The following is a 23018-nucleotide window of genomic DNA, read 5'->3' on the forward strand; positions in this document are numbered from 1 at the left end:
ACTCAGACATCGGTCGATCCTTCCGTGCCAGCGGGCGTCTCCCGCTTTTTGCCGAAGCGGCCGATGACGATGACGAAGAACAGCGGCACGAAATAGACCGCCAGGAAGGTTGCACTCAACATGCCGCCCATCACGCCGATGCCGATTGCGTTCTGAGCCCCCGACCCGGCGCCGTTGGCGATCGCCAGCGGTAGAACGCCAAGAATAAAGGCCAGAGAGGTCATCAGAATCGGGCGCAGCCGCTGTTGGGACGCCATGATCGCGGCGTCGGTCAGCGACATTCCCTTCTCATAGAGATCCTTCGCGAACTCGACAATCAAGATGGCGTTCTTAGCGGCAAGACCGATGGTGGTGAGCAGGCCGACCTGGAAATAAACATCGTCGGGACGTCCGGCCAGGGTCACCGCGCCAACCGCGCCCAACACGCCGAGCGGAACCACCAGCATCACAGCGAACGGGATCGACCAGCTTTCGTATAGCGCGGCGAGGCAGAGGAACACCACCAGCACCGAGATGCTGTACAACGCGGGAGCCTGCGACCCGGCCAGCCGTTCTTCGTAGGACAGGCCGGTCCATTGATAGCCGATACCGGGCGGAAGCTTGGTGGCCAGATCTTCCATGATCGCCATCGCCTCGCCCGAGCTGTGGCCCGGAGCAGGGGCACCCATGATTTCACGCGAGGGAACGCCATTATAGCGTTCGAGCTGTGGTGAACCGTAGGTCCATTGCGCCGAGGCGAAGGTCGAGAATGGCACCATATCGCCGGTGGCGTTGCGGACCTCCCAACGATTGACGTCTCCGGGCTGCATCCGGAACGGGGCATCGGCCTGGATATAGACCTTTTTGACCCGGCCTTTTTCGATGAAGTCGTTGACGTAGGCCGATCCCCAGGCCGCCGATAGGGTGGTATTGATCGTCGAGAGCGACAGGCCGAGCGCCGATGCCTTTTCCCGATCGACCGAAATCCGGTATTGGGGCGTGTCATCCAGCCCGTTGGGCCGGACTCCCACCAAGGCCGGGTTCTGCGAAGCCATGCCCAGCATCTGGTTGCGGGCCTGCATCAGCGCTTCGTGGCCGACTCCGGCCAGATCCTGCAACTGGAAGTCAAAACCGTTGGCGTTGCCCAGTTCGATCACCGCAGGCGGCGCGAAGGCAAACACCATTGCGTCCTTGATCTTGGACAGATTGACCATGGCGCGACCGGCGATGGCCTTTACCTTCTGGTTGGGAGCCTTGCGTTCGTCCCAATCCTTCAGCCGGATGAAGGCCATACCCGCATTTTGTCCGCGACCGGCGAAGTTGAAGCCAGCCAGGGTGAAGATGCTTTGGACCGTGTCTTTTTCTTGTTCACGGAAATAGGACTCGACCTTCGACATCGTTTCGGCGGTGCGTTCGCGTGTGGCCCCGGCCGGAGTCTGAACCTGGACGAACATCAGTCCCTGGTCTTCCTCGGGGAGGAAGGCGGAGGGAAGTGTGATGAACATCGCGGCCAGACCGGCCAGCAGCAGGGCGTAGACCAACAAAGACGGTATGGTCCGGCGGAGAACACCACGGACGCCGGTGATGTACATCGACCGGCTGCGGTCGAAATTGCGGTTGAACCAGCCGAAGAAGCCGCGGGAAGACAAGCCGTGGCCGCGCTCGACCGGCTTTAGGATCGTGGCGCACAAGGCCGGAGTCAGGATCAGGGCTACCAGCACCGACAGTCCCATTGCCGACACCAGGGTCAGCGAGAACTGGCGATAGATTGCACCAGTCGAGCCGGTAAAGAACGCCATCGGCACCAGAACCGCCGAAAGAACCAGGGCGATGCCGATCAATGCCCCGGTGATCTGATCCATCGATTTTCGTGTGGCTTCCTTGGGGGATAACCCCTCCTCGCTCATCACGCGCTCGACATTTTCGACGACGACGATGGCATCATCGACCAACAGGCCGATCGCCAACACCATCGCGAACATCGTCAGCGTGTTGATCGTGAATCCGCTGGCGGCGAGGATACCGAAAGTACCGAGCAACACCACCGGAACCGCGATGGTCGGGATCAGGGTCGCCCGGAAGTTCTGCAAGAACAGGAACATCACCAGGAAGACCAGGATGATCGCCTCGATCAGGGTCTTGACCACTTCCTCGATCGAGATGCGGACGAACGGCGTGGTGTCGTAAGGGTAGGTGACCTCCAGCCCTTCGGGCAGAACCTTCTTCAACTCCTCGAACTTTTTGCGCACTGCATCGACGGTTTCAAGCGCGTTGGCGCCGGTCGCCAGCTTGATCCCCATCGCGGCAGCGGGGTGGCCATTATACTTGGCCTGGATTTCATAATTTTCCGAGCCGACCTCAATCCGGGCCACGTCCTTCAGCCGGACCTGCGAGCCGTCCTTATTGACCCGCAACAGGATCGCGCCGAACTGGTCGGGGGTCTCCAGTCGGCTTTGGGCCATGATGGTGGCGTTGATCTGCTGTCCCGGTACCGCCGGATTGCCGCCAAGCTGGCCGACCGAGACTTCGGCGTTTTCGGCCTTGATCGCATTGACGACATCGGTGGTGGATAGGGCATAGCTGACCAGCTTGTCCGGGTTCAGCCAGATTCGCATCGCGTGCTGGGCACCGAACACGGTCACTTCGCCGACGCCGTTGACCCGGCTGATCGGGTCCTGAACCCGCGAGGTCAGCATGTCGGTCAGATCGACCTGGGGATAGCGGTCGTCCTTGGAATAGAACCCCGCGACCAGCAGGAAGTTCTTGGCGGCCTTCGCGACCTTGACGCCCTGGCTTTGGACTTCCTGCGGCAACAGCGGCATCGCCAGTTGCAGTTTGTTCTGCACCTGGACCTGGGCGATGTCGGGGTTGGCTTCGGGGTCGAAGGTCAGAGTGATCGAGACATTGCCCGCGGAATCGCTGGTCGATGACATGTAGCGAAGATGATCGAGGCCATTCATCTTCTGCTCGATCACCTGGGTGACGGTGTTTTCGACCGTCTGGGCCGCCGCCCCCGGATAATAGGCGGAGATCTGCACCGCCGGCGGGGCGATCCGCGGATATTGTTCAATCGGCAGCGACAGGATCGATAATCCGCCCGCCAACATGATGATGATGGCGATCACCCAGGCAAAGACGGGGCGATCGATGAAGAAGCGAGGCATGGGGGGACTCTCCGATCAGCGGGCAGCGGCGGGGGGAGCCGCAGGGGGCGCTTTGGCGGGAGCGACGCGGACTTCAGCACCGGGACGGATCTTCTGCAACCCTTCGGTCACGACCTGATCGCCAGAGGCCAGCCCCTGTTCGACGATCCAACTGTCGCCGACCGCCTGACCGACCGTGACTGGACGCGGCGCGACCTTGTTGTCGGCACCGACGACCCAGACCGAGGCGCTACCATCGGCGCTGCGTACCAGCGATTTCTGCGGGACCAGAATGCTCTGCTCCTTCACGCCCTGTTCGATGCGGGCGCGGACGAACAGGCCTGGATAAAGTTCGTGGCGCGGATTGGGGAACACAGCGCGGACTTGGACCGCGCCGGTGCTCTGATCGACGGTGACGTCGGAGAATTCGAGCCGACCGGGCAGGTCGTAGGGTTGAGATGTGCCGTCCAGGGTCAGGGTCACGGGTGCGGTTGCCGTTGCGGCATTGCCACCGGCTGCAATCGTCCGGCGCAAACGCAGCAACTCGGAACTCGACTGGCTGACATCGACGAAGATCGGGTCCAACTGGGTGATGGTGGACAGACTGGTGGTCTGGTTGGCGGTGACTAATGCACCTTCGGTGACGCTGGACTTGCCGATGCGGCCACTGATCGGAGCGAAGACCTTGGTGTAGCCCAGGCTGATCCGCGCCGTCTGTACCGCTGCTTCCGCGACCAGGATCTGGGCCTTGGCTTGGTCGAGACTGGCGATGGCGTCGTCGTAATCCTGACGCGACACCGCATTGATCCGCACCAAATCCTCATAGCGGGATGCCTTGGCTTCAACCGACTTCAAGGAGGCGCGGGCTTTGACGAGATCGGCTTGAGCGCTGTTGACGGCCGCTTGATAGGTCGCCGGATCGATTTGATAGAGCTGCTGCCCCGCTTTGACTTCGCTGCCTTCCTGGAACAGTCGCTTCAAGATGATGCCGTTGACCTGGGGTCGGACCTCGGCAACGCGGAAGGCTGTGGTCCGGCCGGGCAATTCAGTGGTCAGCGCCACCCGACCGGGCTCGACCGTGATGGCGGAAACCTCAACGGGACCGGAGGGGCGAGGGGCGTTCGACTGCTTTTTGTCGTCGCAACCGGCTGTCATCAACACGGCAAAAGCGAGAACAGCCAGGGATGGAAATCTGGGGGGGAAGGGCATTGTCGGAATCCTTGACTTCGGCGACGCCAATCGGAGAAGGAATGGACGCCGCTGATTATGCAGTGTACCGTACCGTACAGTTTAGTCTCGATCAAGGCGCTTTCGTCGGGATATACCTAGGGACAGGAGAGACAGGCCAACCATGACACAGGCAAAGCCGCAGGGACGGGGGTTAGCCCGCCGTCAAGCCATGCTGGATGCCGCCAGGGAGCTGTTTCTCGAAAAAGGATTTGAGTGCACTAGCCTGACCGATATCTTAAAGCGTTCCAAGGGATCTCGCAGCACCCTTTACGAGCAGTTTGGCAGCAAGGCGGGCTTGCTCCGCGCCATGGTCGAGGAGGTCACCTCGACCGTCTGGCAGTTGCTGGGCGACGATAGCGGCCCGTGCACCTTCTGCGAAGCCGGGCTGATCGAACTGGGGCGGCGCTTTGTCTATTCCGCGTTGGCCCCGGAGACCATCGCGGTCTATCGAATTATCGTCGCCGAGGGGCATCGGGTACCGGAGATCGCCGAGTTTTTCTTCAATACCGGCCCCCGCACGCTTGAACATCGTTTGGCCGAACGGTTCCGCGCCGCCCTGTCCGTGCGCGAAAATGTTGGCTCGCCCGAAGAGATCGCCCAAATTTATCTAGGGGCCGTTCTGGGCGATCTGCATGTCCGCCAAGTTCTAGGGTTGGTGCCGCATTGGAGCGACGAGCAAATCGATTCTCACGTTCGCATCGCGGTGGGGATTTTTCTCGATGGGGTCGGCCGTCCTCCCAGTCGCGTTGAAACGATCTCAGATCGCCCGGATTCCCCCAAGGAAATTATCGACCTCGGATCGCAGCTTGGCTGAAACCTGTCCCAGTTCCAGGGCAACCGAATGCATCCGGTTGGCAAGATCGCCGGTTTGTCCCGCCGCGCGCGACACCTCGATGATGCCCCGGCTGACTTCGGCGTTGCCTTCGGCGGCTTCTTGGACGTTGCGGGCGATTTCCTGAGTCGCGGCGGTCTGCTCTTCGACTGCCGAGGCGATCGAGGTGACGACGCCATCGACCTGCCCGACCACATCGCGAACGCGCATGATCGAATCGGCGGCTTCGTGGGTATTGTTCTGGACCCCGGCGATCTGGCTTTGGATCTCGGCGGTGGCGCGCGCGGTCTGGGTTGACAGGGCCTTGACCTCGCCCGCGACGACGGCGAAGCCTTTGCCCGCTTCGCCGGCGCGGGCCGCCTCGATTGTCGCGTTCAAGGCCAACAGGTTGGTCTGTCCGGCAATGTCCTCGATCATTTGGACGATCTCGCCGATACGGTCAGCGGCCTGTTGCAGATCGTCAACCCGGCGGGTTGCTTCGGCAGTGTGTTCAACCGCCATTTGCGAGATGCGGGTGGTGTCCTGGACCCGGCGGCTGATCTCCGAGGTTGACGCGCCCAATTCCTCGGTTGCCGAGGCAACCGTCTGGACATTGGCGGCGGATTCCTCGGCGGCGTGGGCGACCGAAGCGCTCTGATCGCCGGTCAGGCTGGCGGCGGCATTCAGTTCGGTCGAAGCGCTGGCGACCTGATCGACCACGGTGGAGACCCCGATCATCACCTGGGTAACCGCTTGGTCAAACCGACTGGTCAATTGGTCGCGGCGCTGGGCACGGTCGAGTTCGCGCTGGCGCGTCTGTTCGGCATCGCGCTGGAGCTTCTCGGTTTCGGTTAACTCGCGGCGAAAGACTTCGAGGGAGCGGGCCATGTCGCCGATTTCATCGCGACGGGTTTGATGGGCGATGGAAAGATCGCGGGCTCCCTCTGCCATCTTGCGCATCGCGTCTGTGATGGCGAGCAGCGGCACGGTGATCGAGCGGCCGACCGAGCGCGTGACCATCAGGAAGACCACAGCCAGCGCAAGACTGAAGACCCAGGTGAATGTTGTGGCCCTGTCGGTGGTGACGGCGACGCTTTGCAGCGCTTCGTCGCGTTCCTTGCCGGCGCGCTCTCCCAATTGGTCAAAGCGGTCGCCGAAGCTGGCGTAACTCTCGCTGAGTGCCTTGCGAGCCGCCTCGGCTTCCTGATCGAGCGCACCGTAAGCGGTTATAGTGGTGAGGTAATTCTCGGCATCCTGCCGCAGGGTGGCGCGTTGACTCTCGTTTAGGCCGCTGCGGTCGAGCGTGGCGAGGAAGGCGCGTTGCGACGTCGCGACCTTCTCAAGATATTCTCCGCGATGGCGCAGCAGGAAGTCCTTCTCGCTTCGGCGCATCATCAGCAGATGGACCATCAGAGTCGGTTCGGAGCTGGTGGCGGCAAGGCTTTTCTCGATAGCGTGAGCGGCGCTGCGGAGATCCTTCTCCAGTCCCTTCTCCTCGCTCAGTCCCTGTTTGATCAGATTGTTGGATACCGTTTGCAAGGCGATGCGATAGCGTTCGAGTCCGGTGCTGATCGCCTCAAGATCGGAGCGGAAGATCTCTGCATGGGGTTCGGTCGCCATTCGTTTGGTTAGATCCACCGCCTGGTTCGCCGTTGACAGGGCGATTTCGGCGTATTTGGGATCTTTGCGCAGCAGAAAATCCTTTTCCGCGCGTCGCATTTCCAACGCGATGATCCGCAGGTCGCGGCTTTGGCTGAACAGAAGATTATGCGCCTCGGCTTCATTCCGCTCGGTAGAGACGATTTCTTCAGACCAAGTCTGGGTCAAGAGAAGGAGAAGCAGAGCGGATAAGCCCATGACAGCCAGGGTTGAAACCCGAGCGGCGAGGGATTGTGAAGGATTGATTTTTCGCGGCAGCATGAGGCTGTCTCCTGTCGAGACCTAGAGTCTGTAAACTATTTACTCTTTACATCTTATTTCAGCGAGGAATCGTTCCACCTCTCCTTCCAAGGAGCGGCTATGGTTTTTTAGGCTTTCGGCAATGGAAAATACGTCCTTTGCCATTCGTCCGGTCTCGGCGGCGGCTTGGGCAACTGTGGAGACGCAGGTCGAAACGTCGCGGACGCCAAGGCTGGCCGCTTCGACATTGCGGGCGATTTCGCTGGTGACTGTCCCCTGCTCCTCGACTGCTCCGGCGATCGCGGTCGAGAATGAATCGATTCGGGTGATGGTTTCTGCGATCGCATGGATGGCTTCGACAGTGGCGCGGGTTCCGTCCTGCACCGCCGAAATCTGCTGGGTGATGTCGTTGGTTGCCTGGGCGGTTTGACCGGCCAGAGTCTTGACTTCGTGGGCGACGACGGCAAAGCCTTTGCCTGCCTCTCCGGCCCGTGCGCTTTCTATCGTCGCATTCAACGCCAACATGTTGGTTTGACTGGCAATACCGTTGATCAGGCTGATGACTTCGCCGATCCGGTTGGTTGCGGAGGACAGTCCTTCGACCCTGCGGTTTGTTTCGGCGGCTTCGGAGACTGCTTCGCGGGCAATAGCGGTCGATTGCTCGACTTGGCGGGCGATCTCGCGGATTGAGGTGGATAGTTCGATCCCCGCCGCCGATACCGTCTCGACATTGGCCAAGGCGGTGTCGCTGGCCAAGGCCAGTGCGGCTCCCTGTTTTCCGGTCCGGTCGGCGTTCGCGGCGAGATTGTCGGCGGCGCGGTGCAGATGGTCGGTCAAGGTGCCGATCTCGGCAACGACGCCATGAACCCGTTTCTCCATGTCGTCGGCCAGCGCTGTCATTTCGGCGTGACGCACTTCGCGTGCTCGTTCCTCTTGGGTGTCCTGTTCGTGGTTCAGTCGTTCGTTTTCGGCGGCATTGGTGCGGAAGATCTCCAGGGTGCGAGCCATGTCGCCGATATCGTCCGGACGGTCGATGAACGGCAAGGATTGGCCGAGTTTTCCCTGAGCGATATCCCGCATCGATGCGGTGATCGTCCGTAGGGGACTTACAATCGTTCTATAGGCCAGCAGCAATCCCAGCCCGAGACCCACCGTGCCGCATCCGATCAAGATCAGCAGGGTCCAGGTCTTGACCGCGTTGGCCGAGGCGAAGAACTGCGCAACCGGCATTCCGACATATAAAATTCCGATCACCGATCCAGATGCATCGCGAATCGGGTCGTAACCAGTGATGTAAGGAACCCCGAGGATATCGACGATGCCACGATAAGGCTGATTTCGTTCGATAACGGATTCGTGGGCTGCGTTGCGTGCCAGTTGGGTTCCAACCGCGCGGCTGCCATCGGACTTGCGGACGTTGGTTGCGATGCGTGTGTCGCCCATGAAGACGGTTGCAGTACCGCCAACCTGGGCGACGATGGAATCGACCAGGGCGAAATTGTCGTTCAAGGTGACGTTACCGGCCAGCAGGCGGCCATCGGCGATGCGGATTTCGCTTCCCTGAGTCCTCAAATCCTTCCATGCGACCCGCATGTTGCGGTCGATGGCGCTATAGGCGTCTTGTTCGGCATTGCGGTTGAGGACCATAAGCGTCGCCACACCGACCGAAATCCCGATCAGGACAGTGTTAAGCAGGATCACCAGGCCGACCCGTAACGATATCGTCAAACGTGGCACGACACCCCCCACCTCCATAAAGGTTCTGGGTATCATATGACCTTGGTTATGTCGTTTCCAAGGGGGGCTTCATGCGCAGGGGGGCGTCTGAAGCCCCAGAATCCGGTTTAGAGCGGCGGCGATGTCGCCGGCCGCGTCGAGGCGCGGACGGTCCCAGGGCGACAGGTCGGTGATGGCATCAAGCGGTCGCGCCAATCTCCGTTCGTAGAGCAGGCGGTGTAGTCGTTCGTGCTTGGGCGCAACCCAGCCCGGCGGCGACCAGATGAAGACCGGAGCCGGACTGGCGCACGCTTCGCAGCACATGCTGACCGAATCGCCGGTAACCACAATCGCGTCGGCTAAAGCGAGGAAGCCGAAATAAGGATTGTCGCCCGGCTGGCCGTAAAGGTGCAGCCAGTGCGGCTCGGGCAGTTGTGTCGCCAAGGCCTGGGATTGGGCTGCGCCGGTGCGGCGACTGGTGGTCAGCAAGACCGATCCGTGCGCCGTTGCGGCCAGATCGGCGACTCGACGCCCTAAATCCGTGGCCATCTCGACCGAAAAAGGACGTTGCCGGGTTGCGCCGCCGACGATCACCGCGATCCGGGGATGGGGCAGGGTGGCGAATGCGGTCTCCCACCGTTTGGCTTCGGCGGCCAGTCGGGCCGGGCCGACCCGGTGGGGGGCTCCGACGATTTCAATGACATTGGCGGCGGGGTGGGGGCGGTCGTGCGCGGGGATGGCGATCAGGTCGAAATCGTCGCGTCCGGGAGCGCCTGGGTCCATGATCTGGGCTAAAATCGCGCCCGATTGCCGCTTGATCCAGCGCGCCACCGGGGCGGTGCGGCGTCCGGCCGCGATGACCAGCCGGGGCCAGGGAGGCATCAGCGTCGAGCGCGAGTCCGGTAGGATGCCGATCAGTCCGGCCCCTCGCAGCAGGTTGGGCAACTTGGCCCATCGGTTATAGCGGATTGTCTTGATGGCGAAGGGGAGGCCGAGGGACTCGGCAACGCCCAGCGCCTGGCTAACATTGCCGGCGCGGTCGTCGGCGAGAACCCATACCGGAACCGACTCGTCCCGCATCCCTTGTTTGCTCCGGTATCGTCGGCGGGCAGCTACTTTGACGAATCGGGCGAGCTTTGCAAGTGGTTCCTGTGCGCTCGTAATGAATGACTCGACTGGTCGGGTAAAGGTTGGTATATTTTAGTCGTTCAATTTCGCATGGAGCCCCCCGCCATGTTCGCAGACAACACACTGACACCAAAAGAAGCCGTCAGGCTCTGTGCCCTCGGTACCCTTGCGTCCCGGCCAATGCGCTATAGCGAACTGGCCGGTGCCGTCCGTCATTTCACCAGCCGTATGATGGGCCCGTCACTTGAGTTGATGGGAACCTCCATTGAGCTGCTCCGTTACGAAGGGCTGGTCGAGGCGCGTGAAGGCGCCGGGATGGAGGACGACGCTCCTCTTGAGATCACCCGAGGCGGACAGCGCGAGCTGCATTCCCTGTTGACGGCCCGGTTGCGGCTGGGCAGCGACCTCTCGAAGCTGGTCGTCGCCTTGAAGATCCGCTTTCTTGATCTGCTTGAACCGGCCGAGCGTCGGACTCAGGTCGATCTGTTGATCGAAGCGGTCGAGACCGAACTGGCCCGTCTGATCGATCTGCGCGGCAGCAGCGTTGATGAATGCGGTGCCGACAGTGCTCTTGTCGCTTGGCTCGACCACGACATTGCCCAGCTTGAGGACCGTCAGTCTTGGCTGGAAGCGTTCCTCGCCAAGCTGTGATCCTTTCGCCACCGGGGCTTTATTTCCCCCGGTGGCGGGGTTCTTATTCCTTCCATCCGTATTGGTCCCATGTCCGGCGCTTCCCTTGGCCCGGTCCGTTTGGCATCCTGCATTCCAGCAAAGGATGAGCGAGCGGATGGACGAACACGGTTTTGATCGTAAAGGACACCGGGAACGGTTGCGGTGGCGCTTCCATGAAGCGCCGGAAGCTCTGCCCGATTACGAATTATTGGAGATGCTGCTGAGCATCGCCATTCCTCAAAAAGACATCAAGCCTCTGGCTAAGACGCTGATTAAGCGCTTCGGCAGCTTCGCGGACGTCCTGACCGCCTCGGCCGACGATCTGAAATCGGTCGATGGGATCGGTGACGTCGCCGCGACGGCCTTGAAAGTCGTTCGTGAATCCGCGATCCGTCTTGCCCGTGCTCCGATTGTCAACAGCGTCGTGATCAGTAGTTGGGATTCGCTGCTCGATTACTGTCATACCGCGATGGCGACCTTGCCGCTGGAACAGTTCCGCCTGCTGTTCCTCGACCGCAAGAACGTGCTGATCGCCGATGAGCTGCAACAGACCGGAACGGTCGATCACACGCCGCTTTATCCGCGCGAGGTGGTCCGGCGCGCCTTGGCGCTGCATGCCAGCGCCCTGATCATGGTGCACAACCACCCAAGCGGCGACCCGAAGCCATCGAAGGCCGATATCGAGATGACTCGTGTGGTCCGGGAAGCGCTGGGCGCGGTCGGTATTGCGCTGCACGATCATCTGGTGGTCGGGCGCAAGGGACATGCCAGCTTCAAGGCGATGGGGTTGTTATAAGGCGGGCGGTGGAGTTCCCTGTGGCTTTGCCGTCCATCCCGGTGGCTGGGGATAGACAACCCCGGTCAAAATCAGTCCGGTGGCGGGGCAGGTCGGTCCGGCCTTGGCACGATCGTGGGCGCCTAGGATGCGGGTAACGTCGTCCGGGGTCCATTTGCCGTCGCCGACCAGCTTCAGGGTGCCGACCATGTTGCGGACCTGATGATGGAGGAATGAGCGGGCTTCGGCGACGATGTGAATCTCATCGCCGATCCGGGTGACGTCGAGGCGGTCCAGGGTCTTGTTCGGGCTTTTTGCCTGACAGCATCCGGCGCGGAAGCTGGTGAAATCATGGTGCCCGAGCAGTCGGGTTGCCGCTTCCGCCATTCTTTCGGCATCAAGCGACGCAGCGACCCACCACACGCGGTGGCGGTCGAGCGCCGGAGCCGAACGCCGGTTGAGGATACGGTACAGATATGACCGCCCAATCGCCGAGAAGCGGGCGTGAAAACCGTCCTCTGCTTCTTCGGCGGCCAGGATCGCGATCGCATTCGGCTTCAGGTGGAAATTGATCGCGTCGCGAACGGTCTCACCGGAATAGGAGCGGGGCAGATCGAGATGAGCCACCTGTCCGGTGGCGTGAACCCCGGCATCGGTGCGTCCGGCGGCATAAAGGGTGACCTCTTCGCCGCACAGTTTGGCGGCAGCAGCCTCAATCGCGCCCTGAACCGATGTACCGTGGTCCTGGCGTTGCCACCCATTATAGGACGAGCCGTCATACTCGACCAGCAAGCGATAGCGCGGCATCAGCCCAAAACGGTCCCAACGGTGACGGGATGGCCGCGCAGCATCTCTATCGCTTCCATCGGTGCTTTTCCGGGGCGTTGCACCCGGAGCGGACGCAGGCTGTCGGTACCGCAGGCGATCCGCAGGCCGTCGTCAAGGACGGTGCCGGGCTGGCCCTGGCCGGTCTCGACCGTGGCGTTCAGAACCTTGATCCGCTCGCCGCCGAGGTCGAACCACACGCCGGGCCAGGGATTGAGCGCGCGCACTTGGCGCTCGATCTGGCGGGCAGGCAGGGTCCAGTCGATCCGGGCCTCGTCGCGGGTCAATTTGGCAGCATAGATCGTACCTTCCTCGGGCTGGGGACGGGCGGTCAGGGTTCCATCGCCCAGCTTCTCCAGCGCCGTGACGATCAATCCGGCGCCTTGCTCGGCCAGACGGTCGTGCAGCCAGGGTGCGGTGACGTCGGGTGGCAGCGGCAGGGAGCGAAGCAGGAGGATCGGTCCGGTATCAAGCCCGGCTTCCATCTGCATGATGGTGACGCCGCTTTCGACATCGCCAGCCAGGATGGCGCGTTGGATCGGCGCGGCCCCTCGCCAGCGTGGCAGCAGTGAGGCGTGGACGTTCAGGCAACCATGGCGCGGTGCGTCGAGCACGGCTTGGGGCAGGATCAGGCCATAAGCCGCGACAATAGCGGCGTCGGCGTTCAGCGCGGCGAACGCGGCCTGCTCCTCGGGCGAGCGCAGGGTCAGCGGGGTGCGAACCGCAAGCCCGCGCGTGGCGGCGAAAGCGTGAACCGGCGAAGGCTGTTCCTTGTGCCCGCGTCCGGCAGGGCGGGGGGGCTGGGAATAGACCGCGACGATCTCGTGGCCAGCCGACAGCAGCGAATCAAGGATCGCCACGGCGAAATCGGGCGTCCCCATGAATACCAGTTTCATCAGACTTCGGCCTCTTTGCGCAGCTTCGCCACCTTGCGCAAAATCATGTGGCGCTTGAGCGATGACAGATAGTCGATGAACAAAATCCCGTCGAGATGATCGATTTCATGCTGGATCACGGTGGCAAGCAATCCGTCGGCGTCGATCTCGATTTTCGCGAAGGTCTCATCGTGATAGCGCACCCGAACCTGACGAGGGCGGACCACCTTGGCGTAATTCTCGGGGACCGACAGGCACCCTTCCTCATAGACGTTTTCTTCCTCCGAAGCCCAGATGATCTCGGGATTGATCATGCGAATCGGCTGACGATCCGCTTCGGTCTTGCCGATATCGATCACGACGATCCGATCCGACACCCCGACCTGGGGCGCGGCAAGGCCGATCCCCGGAGCCTTGTACATCGTTTCGAGCATGTCGTTCATCAGGGTAATAACCCGTTCGTCGACCGTCTCGACCCGCCGGGCCTTTTGTTTAAGGATCGGATCGGGGGCGGTGAAGATGGGCAGAAGGGCCATGGGGAGAGGTCTTTCGAGAAAAGCATGCCAGCTTCGGACATAAGCCCGCACGGCTCCAGCGTCAAGCGTGGTCGTTCAGAGACGAACGGGTACTGGTGACTGAGGCTATGAACTGAAGCGAAGCGACTGGCGCATTGAGCGCCCGCGCGGTCGTCCGCGCGAAAGCCAAGCGAACGGAGTGAGTGCCGGCGCCTGAGGCTCTGAACTGAAGCGAAGCGACTGGCGCATTGAGCGCCCGCGCGGTCGTCCGCGCGAAAGCCAAGCGAACGGAGTGAGTGCCGGCGCCTGAGGCTATGAACTGAAGCGAAGCGACTGAGGGACATTAGTTGCCGCGAGAGGGCGCTTCGTCGTAGAACGGCGTTTATGACCGATATTCCCCCCCGTCCCCGCCTGCGTTTGTTCGTCGAGGTTCCATTGTCCGCCGGTGTTGCGGTGGCGTTGGAACGCGAACAGACTCATTATCTGTCCTCCGTGATGCGCGCCGAACCGGGCGAGACTGTGCTGCTGTTCAATGGCACCGACGGCGAATGGCTGGCCCGTATCGACCGGCTGGGCCGGTCTGGTGGGATTTTGATCCCCGAGCAGATGGTTCGCCCTCAATCGGCCGAGCCTGAACCCCGGTTCGATCCGTGGCTGCTGGCGGCACCGTTGAAGCGTGACCGCACCGATCTGGTGGCGGAAAAAGTCGCGGAGTTGGGAGCAACGCTGTTCTGGCCGGTCTTTACCCGCCGCACCGTTGCTCATCGGGTTAATGGCGATCGGCTGCGCGCCCGGATGATCGAGGCGGCGGAGCAATGTGAGCGTTTGACCCTGCCGCTTTTGAACGAAGCGGCTCCGCTGGAACGGATTCTGGCGGGCTGGCCAGAGGGGCGGACCCTGCTGTTCCTTGACGAGACGGGCGGCGGTGAACCGCTGGCCGGTCTGGCCGCGGGCTGGGTTGAAGGGCCGGTGGCGCTGCTGATCGGGCCGGAAGGCGGCTTTGCGCCCGAGGAGCGGGCGTTATTGGTGTCGCGCCTCTTTGTCCGTCCGGTCGGGCTGGGGCCGCGCATTCTACGGGCCGAGACCGCGACGATTGCCGCGCTGGCTCTGTGGCAGGCCCTGGCCGGCGACGGGGCCAGGCCGCCACGCGGCTGAGGCGGAACATGACCTATATTGTACGAGAAATCTTCGCCTCGCTTCAGGGCGAAGGAGTCCAATCCGGGCGGGTCGCGGTATTCCTGCGCTTTGCCGGGTGTAATCTGTGGAGCGGGCGCGAAGCCGACCGTATCACGGCCCGCTGCCGCTTTTGCGATACCGATTTCGTCGGTGGAGAGCGCTACGGAGACGCCGAGTCGCTCGCCGATGCGGTTGCCGCGGCGTGGCCGGCCCAAGATGGCGTGAACCGGCTGGCGATCGTCACCGGCGGCGAGCCGGGGTTACAGTTGGACGACGCCCTGATCGCGGCCCTGCATCGCCGTGGCTTCGCGGTGGCAGTCGAGACCAACGGAACGCTCCCGCTGCCATCGGGGCTGGATTGGGTCTGCGTCAGCCCCAAAGCCGGAACCGATCTCGTGGTGACCCGTGGTGACGAACTGAAGCTGGTCTATCCCCAGGTCGGAGCCGCGCCCGAGGATTTCGAGCATCTGGACTTCACCCACTTCCTGCTTCAGCCGATGGACGGCCCGGAGCGGGCGGCCAACACCGACGCCGCGTTGCGTCATTGCCTGTCCCGTCCGCGCTGGCGGCTGGGGCTGCAACTTCACAAGAGTCTGGGGCTTCGCTGATGTCCGTGTTTCATATCCGCCGCCGCATCGAGATCGATGCCGGTCACCGCATCGCCACGCACGGCTCGAAATGCCGCAACCTGCACGGCCATCGCTATGGGATCGAGGCTGAATGCGCCGCCGATGCATTGCATGACGGTGGCGAGCAAACCGACATGGCGCTCGATTTCGCCTTCCTCAAGGACGAGATGATGAGCCGCATCGATGCTTTTTGCGATCACGGCCTGATCGTCGCGTTGAGCGATGCCGCACTGCTCGACCTGTTCGCGCCGAACGGTGCCGACCCGGTGGTGTGGCGGGCCAGATTGGCTCAAACCGTGGCACGCGACGGTGCCGCTCTGACTTCGGATACCCGTCTCGGCTCGAAGATTTACGTCGTACCGTTCCACCCCACCGCCGAGGCGTTGGCCCGCCATTGGTTCGAGGTTCTGGCGGCTCCGGTGGTCGAACGCTCGGGCGGTGCGGCCCGGCTGGTGGCGCTCCGTGTGTGGGAAACGCCGAATTGTATGGCCGAATACGCCCCCTGACCTGGGGTGGCCCGCGTTTCTCTCGTGGCCCAGACGGTAGAGGCCGCGATGCGACATCTACCGTCCGTTGCTCTGAACGTGGTTATTAATCGGCCTGCTTCATCCGAAGTCCGTCGCCGGTGACAAGGACGCGGCCATCCCACTGCACCTTGCGCCCGAGCGGGGTCCGCAGCCAGATCGCGAAATTGACCAGTTCGCGCAGCGGAACCAGCAGCGGTTCAGCCGGGGGCAGGTCGAAGCGTTCTCGCAGCAGATGATGCAGCCGGATACGCAGCGCGATGTGCAGCACGATCACCGGCAACGCCATCCACAGCGGCCAACCGAACAGGACCAATAGCAGCATCGGCCCAAGCGGGCTCATGAAGATCGACAGGAAATGTTCCATCGGTCGGATGGCGCGGATTGCCCGGTTCCAACGCAATTCGTGTGACATCAGGGCCGAGAAGCTCGGTTCGGCCACCACGGTTGCAACCGTCGATGATGAAAGCTCAACCCGGTAGCCGTTGCGGTGCAGTTCGTACCCGAACACGAAATCCTGGGCCACCGCGTCGGCCATCGCCTCGAACCCGCCGATATCGGTCAGCGCTTTGCGGGTGACGGCGATCGCGGCGCCATAACAGATGTCCATGTCGCGTCGGGCCAGATCGACCAGCACCGAGGGAATGAACCAGTCACAGTGAAACAGCGCGCCGACCCGCGACGCCAGATTAGGTTCGGGGCTGCCGGTATACAGCGCCGTGACCCCGCCGGTGGCCGGATTGGCGAGCGGCTGGATGAATTTGGCCAGAAAATCAGGTCGGATCAGCACGTCGCTGTCGATCATCGCCAGGATATCGTATTTGGCCGCCGGATACATATTGGCCAGATTGGCGTTCTTCGGATTTGACCCGGCGCGACGGCTATTGATGACCAAGGTGGTGTCGAGGTTAGGAAACTCGGCCTGAATCCGTTCGATCACCGCCCGCGCCGGATCGTCTTCCGCATGCAGGCCGAACACGACCTGAAGCGTCGGATAATCCTGAGAACAGATCGACCGCAGACACTCTTCCAGCCGTGGAGTTTGTCCATGGGCGGGGACCATCACCGTGACAGGCGGTTTCCAGTCGGTGGCGGCTGCCGGGGGCAGGGCGCGACCGACATAGCGGAACGCCAGACCGAGATAGGCAAACCCTCCAGCGGCCAGCGCGCCGCCGATCAGACTTGATGCCAGCATTTTAGCTCAAAATTCCCTTATTACGATCAGGCGAATTCCACGGCAGCTTCAAAGAAACTGTGGCGGATGCCAACACAAAAGATGTAACTAACCACCCGAACGCCCGGGCGGAACATCGCTCGGGCGCGATGGATTGTATGCGCATGAATAGTATCTGTCTTGTCACCGGGGCAACCGGTTTTGTCGGCTCGGCCATCGTCCGGGCCTTGCTCGCGCGCGGTCAGGCCGTGCGGGTGCTGGCCCGTTCTGGTTCGGATCGCCGTAATCTTGCCGGTCTTGACATTGAACTCGCCGAGGGAAGTCTGGAGGATGCCGCCTCGCTTCGGCGGGCCGTCTCCGGCTGCGACCGGCTGTATCATGCCGCTGCCGATTACCGTCTGTGGGTTCCCGACGAGGCGGCGATGATGCGCGCCAACGTCGATGGCACGCGGGAACTGATGCGGGCCGCCTTGGCCGAGGGTGTCGAGCGGATCGTTTATACCAGTTCGGTCGCGACTCTGGGTCATGCTCCCGGCGGCGTTTCTGACGAGACGACGCCCAGCACGATTGCCGACATGGTTGGTCCCTACAAGCGCTCGAAATTCCTGGCCGAGGCCGAGGTGCGCCGGATGGCTGCCGAAGAGGCGTTGCCGGTGGTGATCGTCAATCCCTCGACTCCGATCGGGCCGGGCGATGTCAAGCCGACGCCGACCGGGCGGATGATCGTCGAGGCGGCGTCCGGGCGGATGCCCGCCTATGTCGATACCGGCCTTAATCTGGTCCATGTCGAGGATGTGGCCGAAGGTCATCTGCTGGCGATGGAGAGTGGTCGTATCGGCGAGCGCTATATCCTGGGTGGCGACGATTTGCCGCTGGCCGAGATTCTGGCCCGAATCGCCCGGCTGACCGGGCGGCGGCCGCCGTCGGTGCGCCTGCCGCGTCTGCCGTTGTTTCCGCTGGCGGTGGCCGCCGAAGCTTGGTCCCGCCTCGCTGGAGGCGAGCCGTTCGTGACCGTTGACGGTCTGCGCATGGCGCGCTGGCGGATGTTTTTCTCTTCGGCCAAGGCCGAAGCCGAATTGGGCTACCGTCATCGCTCGGCCGATCTGGCTCTGGCGGATGCCGTGGCTTGGTTCCGTTCCAACGGTCAGGTGCGTTCATGAGTCTCACGACAATTGCCGGTTTGGCCGGGCTGGGTGCCTGGGGCTGGTTGTTGACCCTGCGCGGTGGGTTCTGGCGGGTAGAACCGCCCGTTACGGTGCCCGAGCCAGATGGCTGGCCCGAGGTGGTGGCGGTGATCCCCGCCCGCGATGAGGTCGAGTGTATCGGTTCGACCGTGACAACTCTGCTGTCGCAGGATTATCCCGGCACGTTGTCGGTGGTGGTGGTGGACGATCACAGCAGCGACGGTACCGCCGACCTGGCCCGTGCCGCCGCCCGTGCGATTGGTGCCGCCGACCGGCTGACCGTTGTGGCCGCGCCCGATCTGCCGCCGGGTTGGGCGGGAAAGATGTGGGCGCAGAATCATGGTATCGCGACCGCACGGGCGCGTCACCCCGGCCTCGACTTGCTGCTGTTGACCGATGCCGACATCGAGCACGCGCCGTTCGAACTGCGTCGTCAGGTGGCGCGTCTGATTGCCGCCCGGCTCGATATGGCCTCGCTGATGGTACGCCTTCCCACCGATGGGTTCTGGGAACGGGCGGTGATCCCGGCCTTTGTATTCTTCTTTCGGATGCTTTACCCCTTCGCGTGGGTGTCGGATGCATCGCGCACGACCGCGGCGGCAGCCGGCGGCTATGTTCTGATCCGGCCCCAGGCGTTGGACGATATTGGCGGTGTCGCCGCGATCCGCAATGCTCTGATCGACGATTGCACCCTGGCGGCGGCGGTCAAGCGCGCCGGGCGGCGCATCCATCTCGACCTGTCGCGTGAAACGGCCAGTTCGCGCCGCTATAGCGGTCCGTCCGGACTGTGGAAGATGATTTCCCGTTCGGCCTATTCTCAGTTGAACCATTCGCCGTTGTTGCTGGCGGGGACGGTCCTGGCGATGCTTCTGGTGTTTGTCGCGCCGCCGCTGCTGGTCCTGTCAGGTGGTCCCGCCGCTTTGTTCGGTCTGATCGCCTGGGGGGCGATGAGCATCGCTTATGCGCCGATGGTTCGCACCTATGGTCTGCCATCCGCGTGGTCGGTGGCTCTGCCGCTGGTGGCGTTGTTCTATCTGGGTGCCACGATCGATTCAGCGGTTCAGTACTGGCGGGGACGGGGCGGTGCTTGGAAAGGGCGGGTTCAGGATCACCGGACGGGAGCAGAGTCATGATCGCGGTCGATCCCGCCCTCTACGAACAGATGGCGGCCAAGGTCAAGGCCTCGGGCTCATCGTTCTATTGGGGGATGCGGCTGTTGGAACTGCCGCGCCGCTTTGGCATGTACGCCGTCTATGCGTTCTGTCGCGAGGTTGACGACATCGCCGACGAGCCGGGCGATCCGGTCGAGAAACGCTGCCAACTCGAATGGTGGCGTGTCGAGATCGGTCGGCTTTATGCCGGTCAGCCGGTGACCCACCCGATTCTGGTGGCGCTGGCCGGTCCGGTGGCGGAATACAACCTACCGCAGGAGGACTTCCTGGCGGTGATCGATGGTTGCGAGATGGATATCGGCACCGCGATGGTCCGTCCGACGATGGCCGCTCTTGAGCTGTATTGCGACCGCGTTGCTTCGGCGGTGGGGCGGCTGTCTGTGCGGGTGTTTGGTGAAGACCGCCCCCAGGGTCAGGCTGTCGCCAACGCAACCGGCATGGCCCTGCAATTGACCAACATTCTGCGCGATGTCGCAGTCGATGCCGAGATCGGTCGGCTTTATTTGCCCGACGAGGTGCTGACCGCGCACGGTATCGACAGCCATGATCCGCGTGAGGTTCTGGCCCATCCGGCCCTGGGAGCGGTGTGCCGCGATATCGCCATAATTGCAGTGCAGCAATTTAATGATTCCGATCGGGCGATGGCCGAATGTTCGCGCCGGACGATGCGTCCGGCGACTTTGATGAAGGAAATGTATCGTGGGATTTACCGTCGTCTGGAGGCCGAAGGCTTCCAGCCTCGTCTTCCCCCGGTCCGTTTGCCTGCCGGAGTCAAACTCTGGTGTGTGCTGCGCCACGGGCTGGTCTGACAGACCGCACCGGAGTGCCCCGTTTCTGTTTTATGAGGTCCGACGTGTTTGCGAGTGAAGTGAAACCGCGATCCAACGACTCCACCATTGCCGCCGACCGGCTGGAAGATGCGGTGCGTGGCTCTGCCGCCGCCTTGATGTCCAGCCAGAAGGAAGATGGTCATTGGGTGTTCAAGCTGGAGGCCGATGCCACCATTCCGTCCGAGTTTGTCCTCTATCTGCATTATCTCGATGAGCGGGACCCGCCTCTTGAACGCCGCATCGGTGTTTATCTGCGCGACATCCAGGACAAGACGCATGGTGGCTGGCCGCTGTTCCACGGTGGCGAATTCAATATCAGCGCCTCGGTTAAAGCCTATTTCGCCCTGAAGGCGATCGGCGACGATATCAATGCCCCGCACATGAAGCGGGCGCGCGAGGCGATTCTGGCTCATGGCGGTGCCGCCACCAGCAATGTCTTCACCCGGACCCTGCTGGCCCTGTTCGGTCAGATTCCGTGGAAAGGCGTGCCGGTGATGCCGGTCGAGATCATGCTGCTGCCGCGCTGGTTCCCGTTCCATCTCGATCGGGTCAGCTATTGGTCGCGCACGGTGATCGCGCCGCTGATCGTGCTGATGAGCCTGCGTCCCCAGGCGCGTAACCCGCTGAAGATCGGTATTCCCGAGTTGTTCACCACGCCGCCCGAGCAGGTGACCAACTGGTATATCGACAAGCCGCGTTCGCACTGGGCCTATGTTTTCCGTGGCCTCGACCGTGTGCTGCATCAGGTTCAGCCTTATTTCCCGCAGGGCCTGCGCCGTCTTGCGGTCGAGAGGGCGGTCGCCTTCGTCGATGAGCGCCTCAATGGCGAAGACGGACTGGGCGCGATCTTCCCGGCGATGGTCAATGCCGTTCTGATGTACGACCTGCTGGGCGTGCCGAAGGACGATCCCCGTGTCGTGACTGCCAAGAAATCGATCCGCAATCTGGTGGTTGAGGAGGGCGACCGCGCCTGGGTTCAGCCCTGCGTGTCGCCGGTGTGGGACACGGCGCTGGCGACCCATGCCCTGCTCGAGGCTGGTGGGCCGGAGGCTGAACAGTCAGTCCGGCGCGCCGCCGATTGGCTGGTCGAGCGTCAGGTCACCGATTTTGTGGGTGACTGGGCGGTGCGCCGTCCCGGTCTGGCTCCTGGCGGCTGGGCGTTCCAGTACGCCAACCCGCATTATCCCGATGTTGACGATACCGCCGTGGTGATGGCGGCACTCGACCGGATCGACCCGCAACGCTATGCCGATTCCATCGAAAAGGGTGCGGTGTGGCTGCGTGGGATGCAGAGCGAGGACGGTGGTTGGGGTGCATTCGACGCCGAGAACACCGCTCATTACCTTAACCACATTCCCTTCGCCGACCACGGTGCTCTGCTCGATCCGCCGACCGCCGACGTCTCGGCGCGTTGTGTCTCGGTGCTGTCGGTGCTGGGCGAACGCCAGAGCGATCCGGTGGCAAAGGAAGGTGTGGCCTATCTGCTGAAGGAACAGGAGCCAAATGGCTCGTGGTTCGGCCGCTGGGGCACCAATTTCGTTTATGGCACCTGGTCGGCCCTGACGGCATTGAACGCCGCCGGGGTAGAGCACGACCATCCCGCGATCCGCAAGGGAGTCGAATGGCTTCTGTCGAAGCAGCGCGAGGACGGCGGCTGGGGTGAGGACGGTCGTTCCTATTGGGATGGCGAGCCGCATGGCGAGGCCAGCGTCAGCACTCCGTCTCAGACCGCTTGGGCTTTGCTCGGTCTGATGGCGGTGGGCGAGGCCAAAAATCCGGCGGTGGCGCGTGGCATTGCGTATCTCGTCAACACCCGCACCAAAGAAGGGTTGTGGGACGAGGAGCATTACACGGCGGTTGGTTTCCCCCGTGTGTTTTACCTGCGCTATCACGGCTACCGGCAGTTCTTCCCGGTATGGGCGTTGGCGCGCTATCGTAACCTGACCACCGGCAATGCCGGGCCGGTACTGCATGCCCTCTGAGGCAGACAGCGCTGGTTTCCCCGCCGCCTGTTGGCTGGACGGCGTGCCCGGCCAGGTGGCGGTGGGGGTGATCGTCGGAATGGAGTCCGAGGCGGCGCTGTTGCCGCCCGGAACCCGGATTGGCGTCGCGGGAGCAGACAGCGCCCGCGCCGCCTCCGAGGCCCGCCGTCTGCTCGACGAGGGGGCCGAGGCGCTGCTCAGTCTGGGGATTGGCGGCGGCCTCGATCCGGCGCTGGTTCCAGGCGAGATCGTTATCGGCACCGCCGTCCAGGATGGCGACGAAACCCTTGATACCAATCAGGTCTGGATGTGCCGGTTGCTCAACGCGATCCCGCATTCGCAGAGCGGATTGATCCATGCGTCTGCCGGTCCTGTGGTTGGGCGGGGCGCGAAACAGGCGTTATTCGTCGCCAGTGGGGCGCGGGTCGTCGATATGGAAAGCGGCGCGGTGGCCCGTGTCGCGGCAGCGGCGGGGCGTCCATTCGCGGTGATCCGTGCCGTGGCCGATGCCGCCGATTTGTCTTTGCCATCATCGGCCCTGGCCGGGATTGGTCCCGATGGAAAGTCCCGTCCCTTCGCCGTTATCGGCCGCCTTGCGCTAAAGCCGTGGGAATTGCCCGACCTGATCCGGGTCGGACTTGACTCTCACACGGCACACTCGGCCCTGCGCGTTGCTCTCGGCGGTCTGGGACCGGCGTTCGGGCTTTAAATTCATTCCGATTTGGGGTGGCTGCCCGCAGGCGATCCGGGCGGTTGCCCGGACTCGCTTGCGAGTCTCA

General features: G+C 62.7%; 20 protein-coding genes. 11 read left to right on the forward strand and 9 right to left on the reverse strand.

The features are described 5' to 3' along the window. Positions 1-2 precede the first annotated feature (2 nt). Together PHAMO_RS01260 and PHAMO_RS01265 are read right to left on the reverse strand one after the other, a co-directional pair. Positions 3-3143 carry an efflux RND transporter permease subunit gene (locus tag PHAMO_RS01260; RefSeq protein WP_002725601.1) on the reverse strand — a complete coding sequence of 1047 codons (3141 nt, stop codon included), beginning with the start codon at positions 3141-3143 and terminating at the stop codon, positions 3-5. 15 nt (positions 3144-3158) lie between these two features. Then, a complete protein-coding gene (locus tag PHAMO_RS01265) occupies positions 3159-4331 on the reverse strand; it encodes an efflux RND transporter periplasmic adaptor subunit (protein WP_002725602.1) in 1173 nt (390 codons plus the stop codon). Between the two features lie 142 nt (positions 4332-4473). On the opposite strand from PHAMO_RS01265, the gene PHAMO_RS01270 reads away from it, so the two are divergent. After that, complete coding sequence (locus PHAMO_RS01270) at positions 4474-5166, forward strand: TetR/AcrR family transcriptional regulator (RefSeq protein WP_002725603.1); 693 nt, start codon at positions 4474-4476, stop codon at positions 5164-5166. Here PHAMO_RS01270 and PHAMO_RS01275 read toward each other — a convergent pair. From PHAMO_RS01275 to PHAMO_RS01285, 3 genes are all read right to left on the reverse strand, one after another. Continuing rightward, positions 5110-7083: a methyl-accepting chemotaxis protein gene (locus tag PHAMO_RS01275; RefSeq protein ID WP_002725604.1), complete on the reverse strand. Its 1974-nt coding sequence runs from the start codon at positions 7081-7083 to the stop codon at positions 5110-5112. The genes PHAMO_RS01270 and PHAMO_RS01275 overlap by 57 nt on opposite strands. A gap of 39 nt (positions 7084-7122) precedes the next feature. Beyond that, on the reverse strand, positions 7123-8799 hold the full coding sequence (locus PHAMO_RS01280; RefSeq protein WP_235720764.1) for a methyl-accepting chemotaxis protein: 1677 nt from the start codon (positions 8797-8799) through the stop codon (positions 7123-7125). Positions 8800-8868: 69 nt separating this feature from the next. Further along, the gene (locus PHAMO_RS01285) at positions 8869-9858 is read right to left on the reverse strand and encodes a mitochondrial fission ELM1 family protein (RefSeq protein WP_002725606.1); all 990 of its coding nucleotides are present in this window, start codon (positions 9856-9858) and stop codon (positions 8869-8871) included. 153 nt (positions 9859-10011) lie between these two features. Here PHAMO_RS01285 and PHAMO_RS01290 point away from each other — a divergent pair, with 153 nt between their 5' ends. After that, positions 10012-10557, forward strand: coding sequence for a hypothetical protein (locus tag PHAMO_RS01290; protein ID WP_002725607.1), 546 nt, complete (start codon positions 10012-10014; stop codon positions 10555-10557). A gap of 136 nt (positions 10558-10693) precedes the next feature. Further along, on the forward strand, positions 10694-11374 hold the full coding sequence (gene radC, locus PHAMO_RS01295; protein ID WP_002725608.1) for a RadC family protein: 681 nt from the start codon (positions 10694-10696) through the stop codon (positions 11372-11374). On the opposite strand, the gene truA is transcribed toward radC, so the two are convergent. Genes truA through def form a run of 3 tightly spaced genes read right to left on the reverse strand, consistent with a single transcriptional unit; the run spans position 11369 to position 13589 of the window. Further along, positions 11369-12160: a tRNA pseudouridine(38-40) synthase TruA gene (truA, locus tag PHAMO_RS01300; protein WP_002725610.1), complete on the reverse strand. Its 792-nt coding sequence runs from the start codon at positions 12158-12160 to the stop codon at positions 11369-11371. The genes radC and truA overlap by 6 nt on opposite strands. Then, a complete protein-coding gene (fmt, locus tag PHAMO_RS01305; protein WP_002725612.1) occupies positions 12160-13074 on the reverse strand; it encodes a methionyl-tRNA formyltransferase in 915 nt (304 codons plus the stop codon). The genes truA and fmt overlap by 1 nt, the downstream gene beginning before the upstream one ends. Next, the gene (gene def, locus PHAMO_RS01310; protein WP_002725613.1) at positions 13074-13589 is read right to left on the reverse strand and encodes a peptide deformylase; all 516 of its coding nucleotides are present in this window, start codon (positions 13587-13589) and stop codon (positions 13074-13076) included. The genes fmt and def overlap by 1 nt, the downstream gene beginning before the upstream one ends. 363 nt (positions 13590-13952) lie before the next feature. Here def and PHAMO_RS01315 point away from each other — a divergent pair, with 363 nt between their 5' ends. The 3 genes from PHAMO_RS01315 to PHAMO_RS01325 are packed head-to-tail and all read left to right on the forward strand — an operon-like array spanning position 13953 to position 15879. Then, on the forward strand, positions 13953-14723 hold the full coding sequence (locus PHAMO_RS01315; RefSeq protein WP_002725614.1) for a 16S rRNA (uracil(1498)-N(3))-methyltransferase: 771 nt from the start codon (positions 13953-13955) through the stop codon (positions 14721-14723). An 8-nt stretch (positions 14724-14731) separates the two neighbouring features. Further along, a complete protein-coding gene (gene queE, locus PHAMO_RS01320) occupies positions 14732-15352 on the forward strand; it encodes a 7-carboxy-7-deazaguanine synthase (RefSeq protein ID WP_002725615.1) in 621 nt (206 codons plus the stop codon). Continuing rightward, complete coding sequence (locus tag PHAMO_RS01325; RefSeq protein ID WP_002725616.1) at positions 15352-15879, forward strand: 6-carboxytetrahydropterin synthase; 528 nt, start codon at positions 15352-15354, stop codon at positions 15877-15879. Before queE ends, PHAMO_RS01325 begins: the two co-directional genes overlap by 1 nt. Positions 15880-15964: 85 nt before the next feature. Here PHAMO_RS01325 and hpnI read toward each other — a convergent pair whose 3' ends face one another. Then, positions 15965-17092 (reverse strand): bacteriohopanetetrol glucosamine biosynthesis glycosyltransferase HpnI, encoded by a 1128-nt coding sequence (gene hpnI, locus PHAMO_RS01330; RefSeq protein WP_002725617.1) that lies wholly within the window; start codon positions 17090-17092, stop codon positions 15965-15967. A gap of 143 nt (positions 17093-17235) precedes the next feature. On the opposite strand from hpnI, the gene hpnA reads away from it, so the two are divergent. The 5 genes from hpnA to PHAMO_RS01355 are packed head-to-tail and all read left to right on the forward strand — an operon-like array spanning position 17236 to position 22948. Then, entirely contained in the window at positions 17236-18231 is a 996-nt protein-coding gene (gene hpnA / locus PHAMO_RS01335) for a hopanoid-associated sugar epimerase (RefSeq protein ID WP_002725620.1), read from the forward strand. After that, the gene (locus tag PHAMO_RS01340) at positions 18228-19388 is read left to right on the forward strand and encodes a glycosyltransferase (RefSeq protein ID WP_002725622.1); all 1161 of its coding nucleotides are present in this window, start codon (positions 18228-18230) and stop codon (positions 19386-19388) included. Before hpnA ends, PHAMO_RS01340 begins: the two co-directional genes overlap by 4 nt. Further along, entirely contained in the window at positions 19385-20236 is an 852-nt protein-coding gene (hpnD, locus tag PHAMO_RS01345; protein ID WP_002725624.1) for a presqualene diphosphate synthase HpnD, read from the forward strand. The genes PHAMO_RS01340 and hpnD overlap by 4 nt, the downstream gene beginning before the upstream one ends. Before the next feature lie 59 nt (positions 20237-20295). Next, positions 20296-22239: a squalene--hopene cyclase gene (gene shc, locus PHAMO_RS01350; protein ID WP_235720765.1), complete on the forward strand. Its 1944-nt coding sequence runs from the start codon at positions 20296-20298 to the stop codon at positions 22237-22239. Further along, positions 22229-22948 carry a phosphorylase family protein gene (locus PHAMO_RS01355; RefSeq protein ID WP_155801444.1) on the forward strand — a complete coding sequence of 240 codons (720 nt, stop codon included), beginning with the start codon at positions 22229-22231 and terminating at the stop codon, positions 22946-22948. The genes shc and PHAMO_RS01355 overlap by 11 nt, the downstream gene beginning before the upstream one ends. The last annotated feature ends 70 nt before the right edge of the window (positions 22949-23018 follow it).

This window comes from Magnetospirillum molischianum DSM 120, assembly GCF_000294655.1.
GTDB classification, from domain to species: Bacteria; Pseudomonadota; Alphaproteobacteria; order Rhodospirillales; family Magnetospirillaceae; genus Phaeospirillum; species Phaeospirillum molischianum.

Excerpts from the sequence above, each read along its gene's own strand:
- PHAMO_RS01260 (WP_002725601.1), bottom strand. The coding sequence starts at position 3,143 with ATGCCTCGCTTCTTCATCGATCGCCCCGTCTTTGCCTGGGTGATCGCC.
- PHAMO_RS01265 (WP_002725602.1), bottom strand. The coding sequence starts at position 4,331 with ATGCCCTTCCCCCCCAGATTTCCATCCCTGGCTGTTCTCGCTTTTGCC.
- PHAMO_RS01270 (WP_002725603.1), top strand. The coding sequence starts at position 4,474 with ATGACACAGGCAAAGCCGCAGGGACGGGGGTTAGCCCGCCGTCAAGCC.
- PHAMO_RS01275 (WP_002725604.1), bottom strand. The coding sequence starts at position 7,083 with ATGCTGCCGCGAAAAATCAATCCTTCACAATCCCTCGCCGCTCGGGTT.
- PHAMO_RS01285 (WP_002725606.1), bottom strand. The coding sequence starts at position 9,858 with ATGCGGGACGAGTCGGTTCCGGTATGGGTTCTCGCCGACGACCGCGCC.
- PHAMO_RS01290 (WP_002725607.1), top strand. The coding sequence starts at position 10,012 with ATGTTCGCAGACAACACACTGACACCAAAAGAAGCCGTCAGGCTCTGT.
- radC (WP_002725608.1), top strand. The coding sequence starts at position 10,694 with ATGGACGAACACGGTTTTGATCGTAAAGGACACCGGGAACGGTTGCGG.
- truA (WP_002725610.1), bottom strand. The coding sequence starts at position 12,160 with ATGCCGCGCTATCGCTTGCTGGTCGAGTATGACGGCTCGTCCTATAAT.
- fmt (WP_002725612.1), bottom strand. The coding sequence starts at position 13,074 with ATGAAACTGGTATTCATGGGGACGCCCGATTTCGCCGTGGCGATCCTT.
- def (WP_002725613.1), bottom strand. The coding sequence starts at position 13,589 with ATGGCCCTTCTGCCCATCTTCACCGCCCCCGATCCGATCCTTAAACAA.
- PHAMO_RS01315 (WP_002725614.1), top strand. The coding sequence starts at position 13,953 with ATGACCGATATTCCCCCCCGTCCCCGCCTGCGTTTGTTCGTCGAGGTT.
- queE (WP_002725615.1), top strand. The coding sequence starts at position 14,732 with ATGACCTATATTGTACGAGAAATCTTCGCCTCGCTTCAGGGCGAAGGA.
- PHAMO_RS01325 (WP_002725616.1), top strand. The coding sequence starts at position 15,352 with ATGTCCGTGTTTCATATCCGCCGCCGCATCGAGATCGATGCCGGTCAC.
- hpnI (WP_002725617.1), bottom strand. The coding sequence starts at position 17,092 with ATGCTGGCATCAAGTCTGATCGGCGGCGCGCTGGCCGCTGGAGGGTTT.
- hpnA (WP_002725620.1), top strand. The coding sequence starts at position 17,236 with ATGAATAGTATCTGTCTTGTCACCGGGGCAACCGGTTTTGTCGGCTCG.
- PHAMO_RS01340 (WP_002725622.1), top strand. The coding sequence starts at position 18,228 with ATGAGTCTCACGACAATTGCCGGTTTGGCCGGGCTGGGTGCCTGGGGC.
- hpnD (WP_002725624.1), top strand. The coding sequence starts at position 19,385 with ATGATCGCGGTCGATCCCGCCCTCTACGAACAGATGGCGGCCAAGGTC.
- PHAMO_RS01355 (WP_155801444.1), top strand. The coding sequence starts at position 22,229 with ATGCCCTCTGAGGCAGACAGCGCTGGTTTCCCCGCCGCCTGTTGGCTG.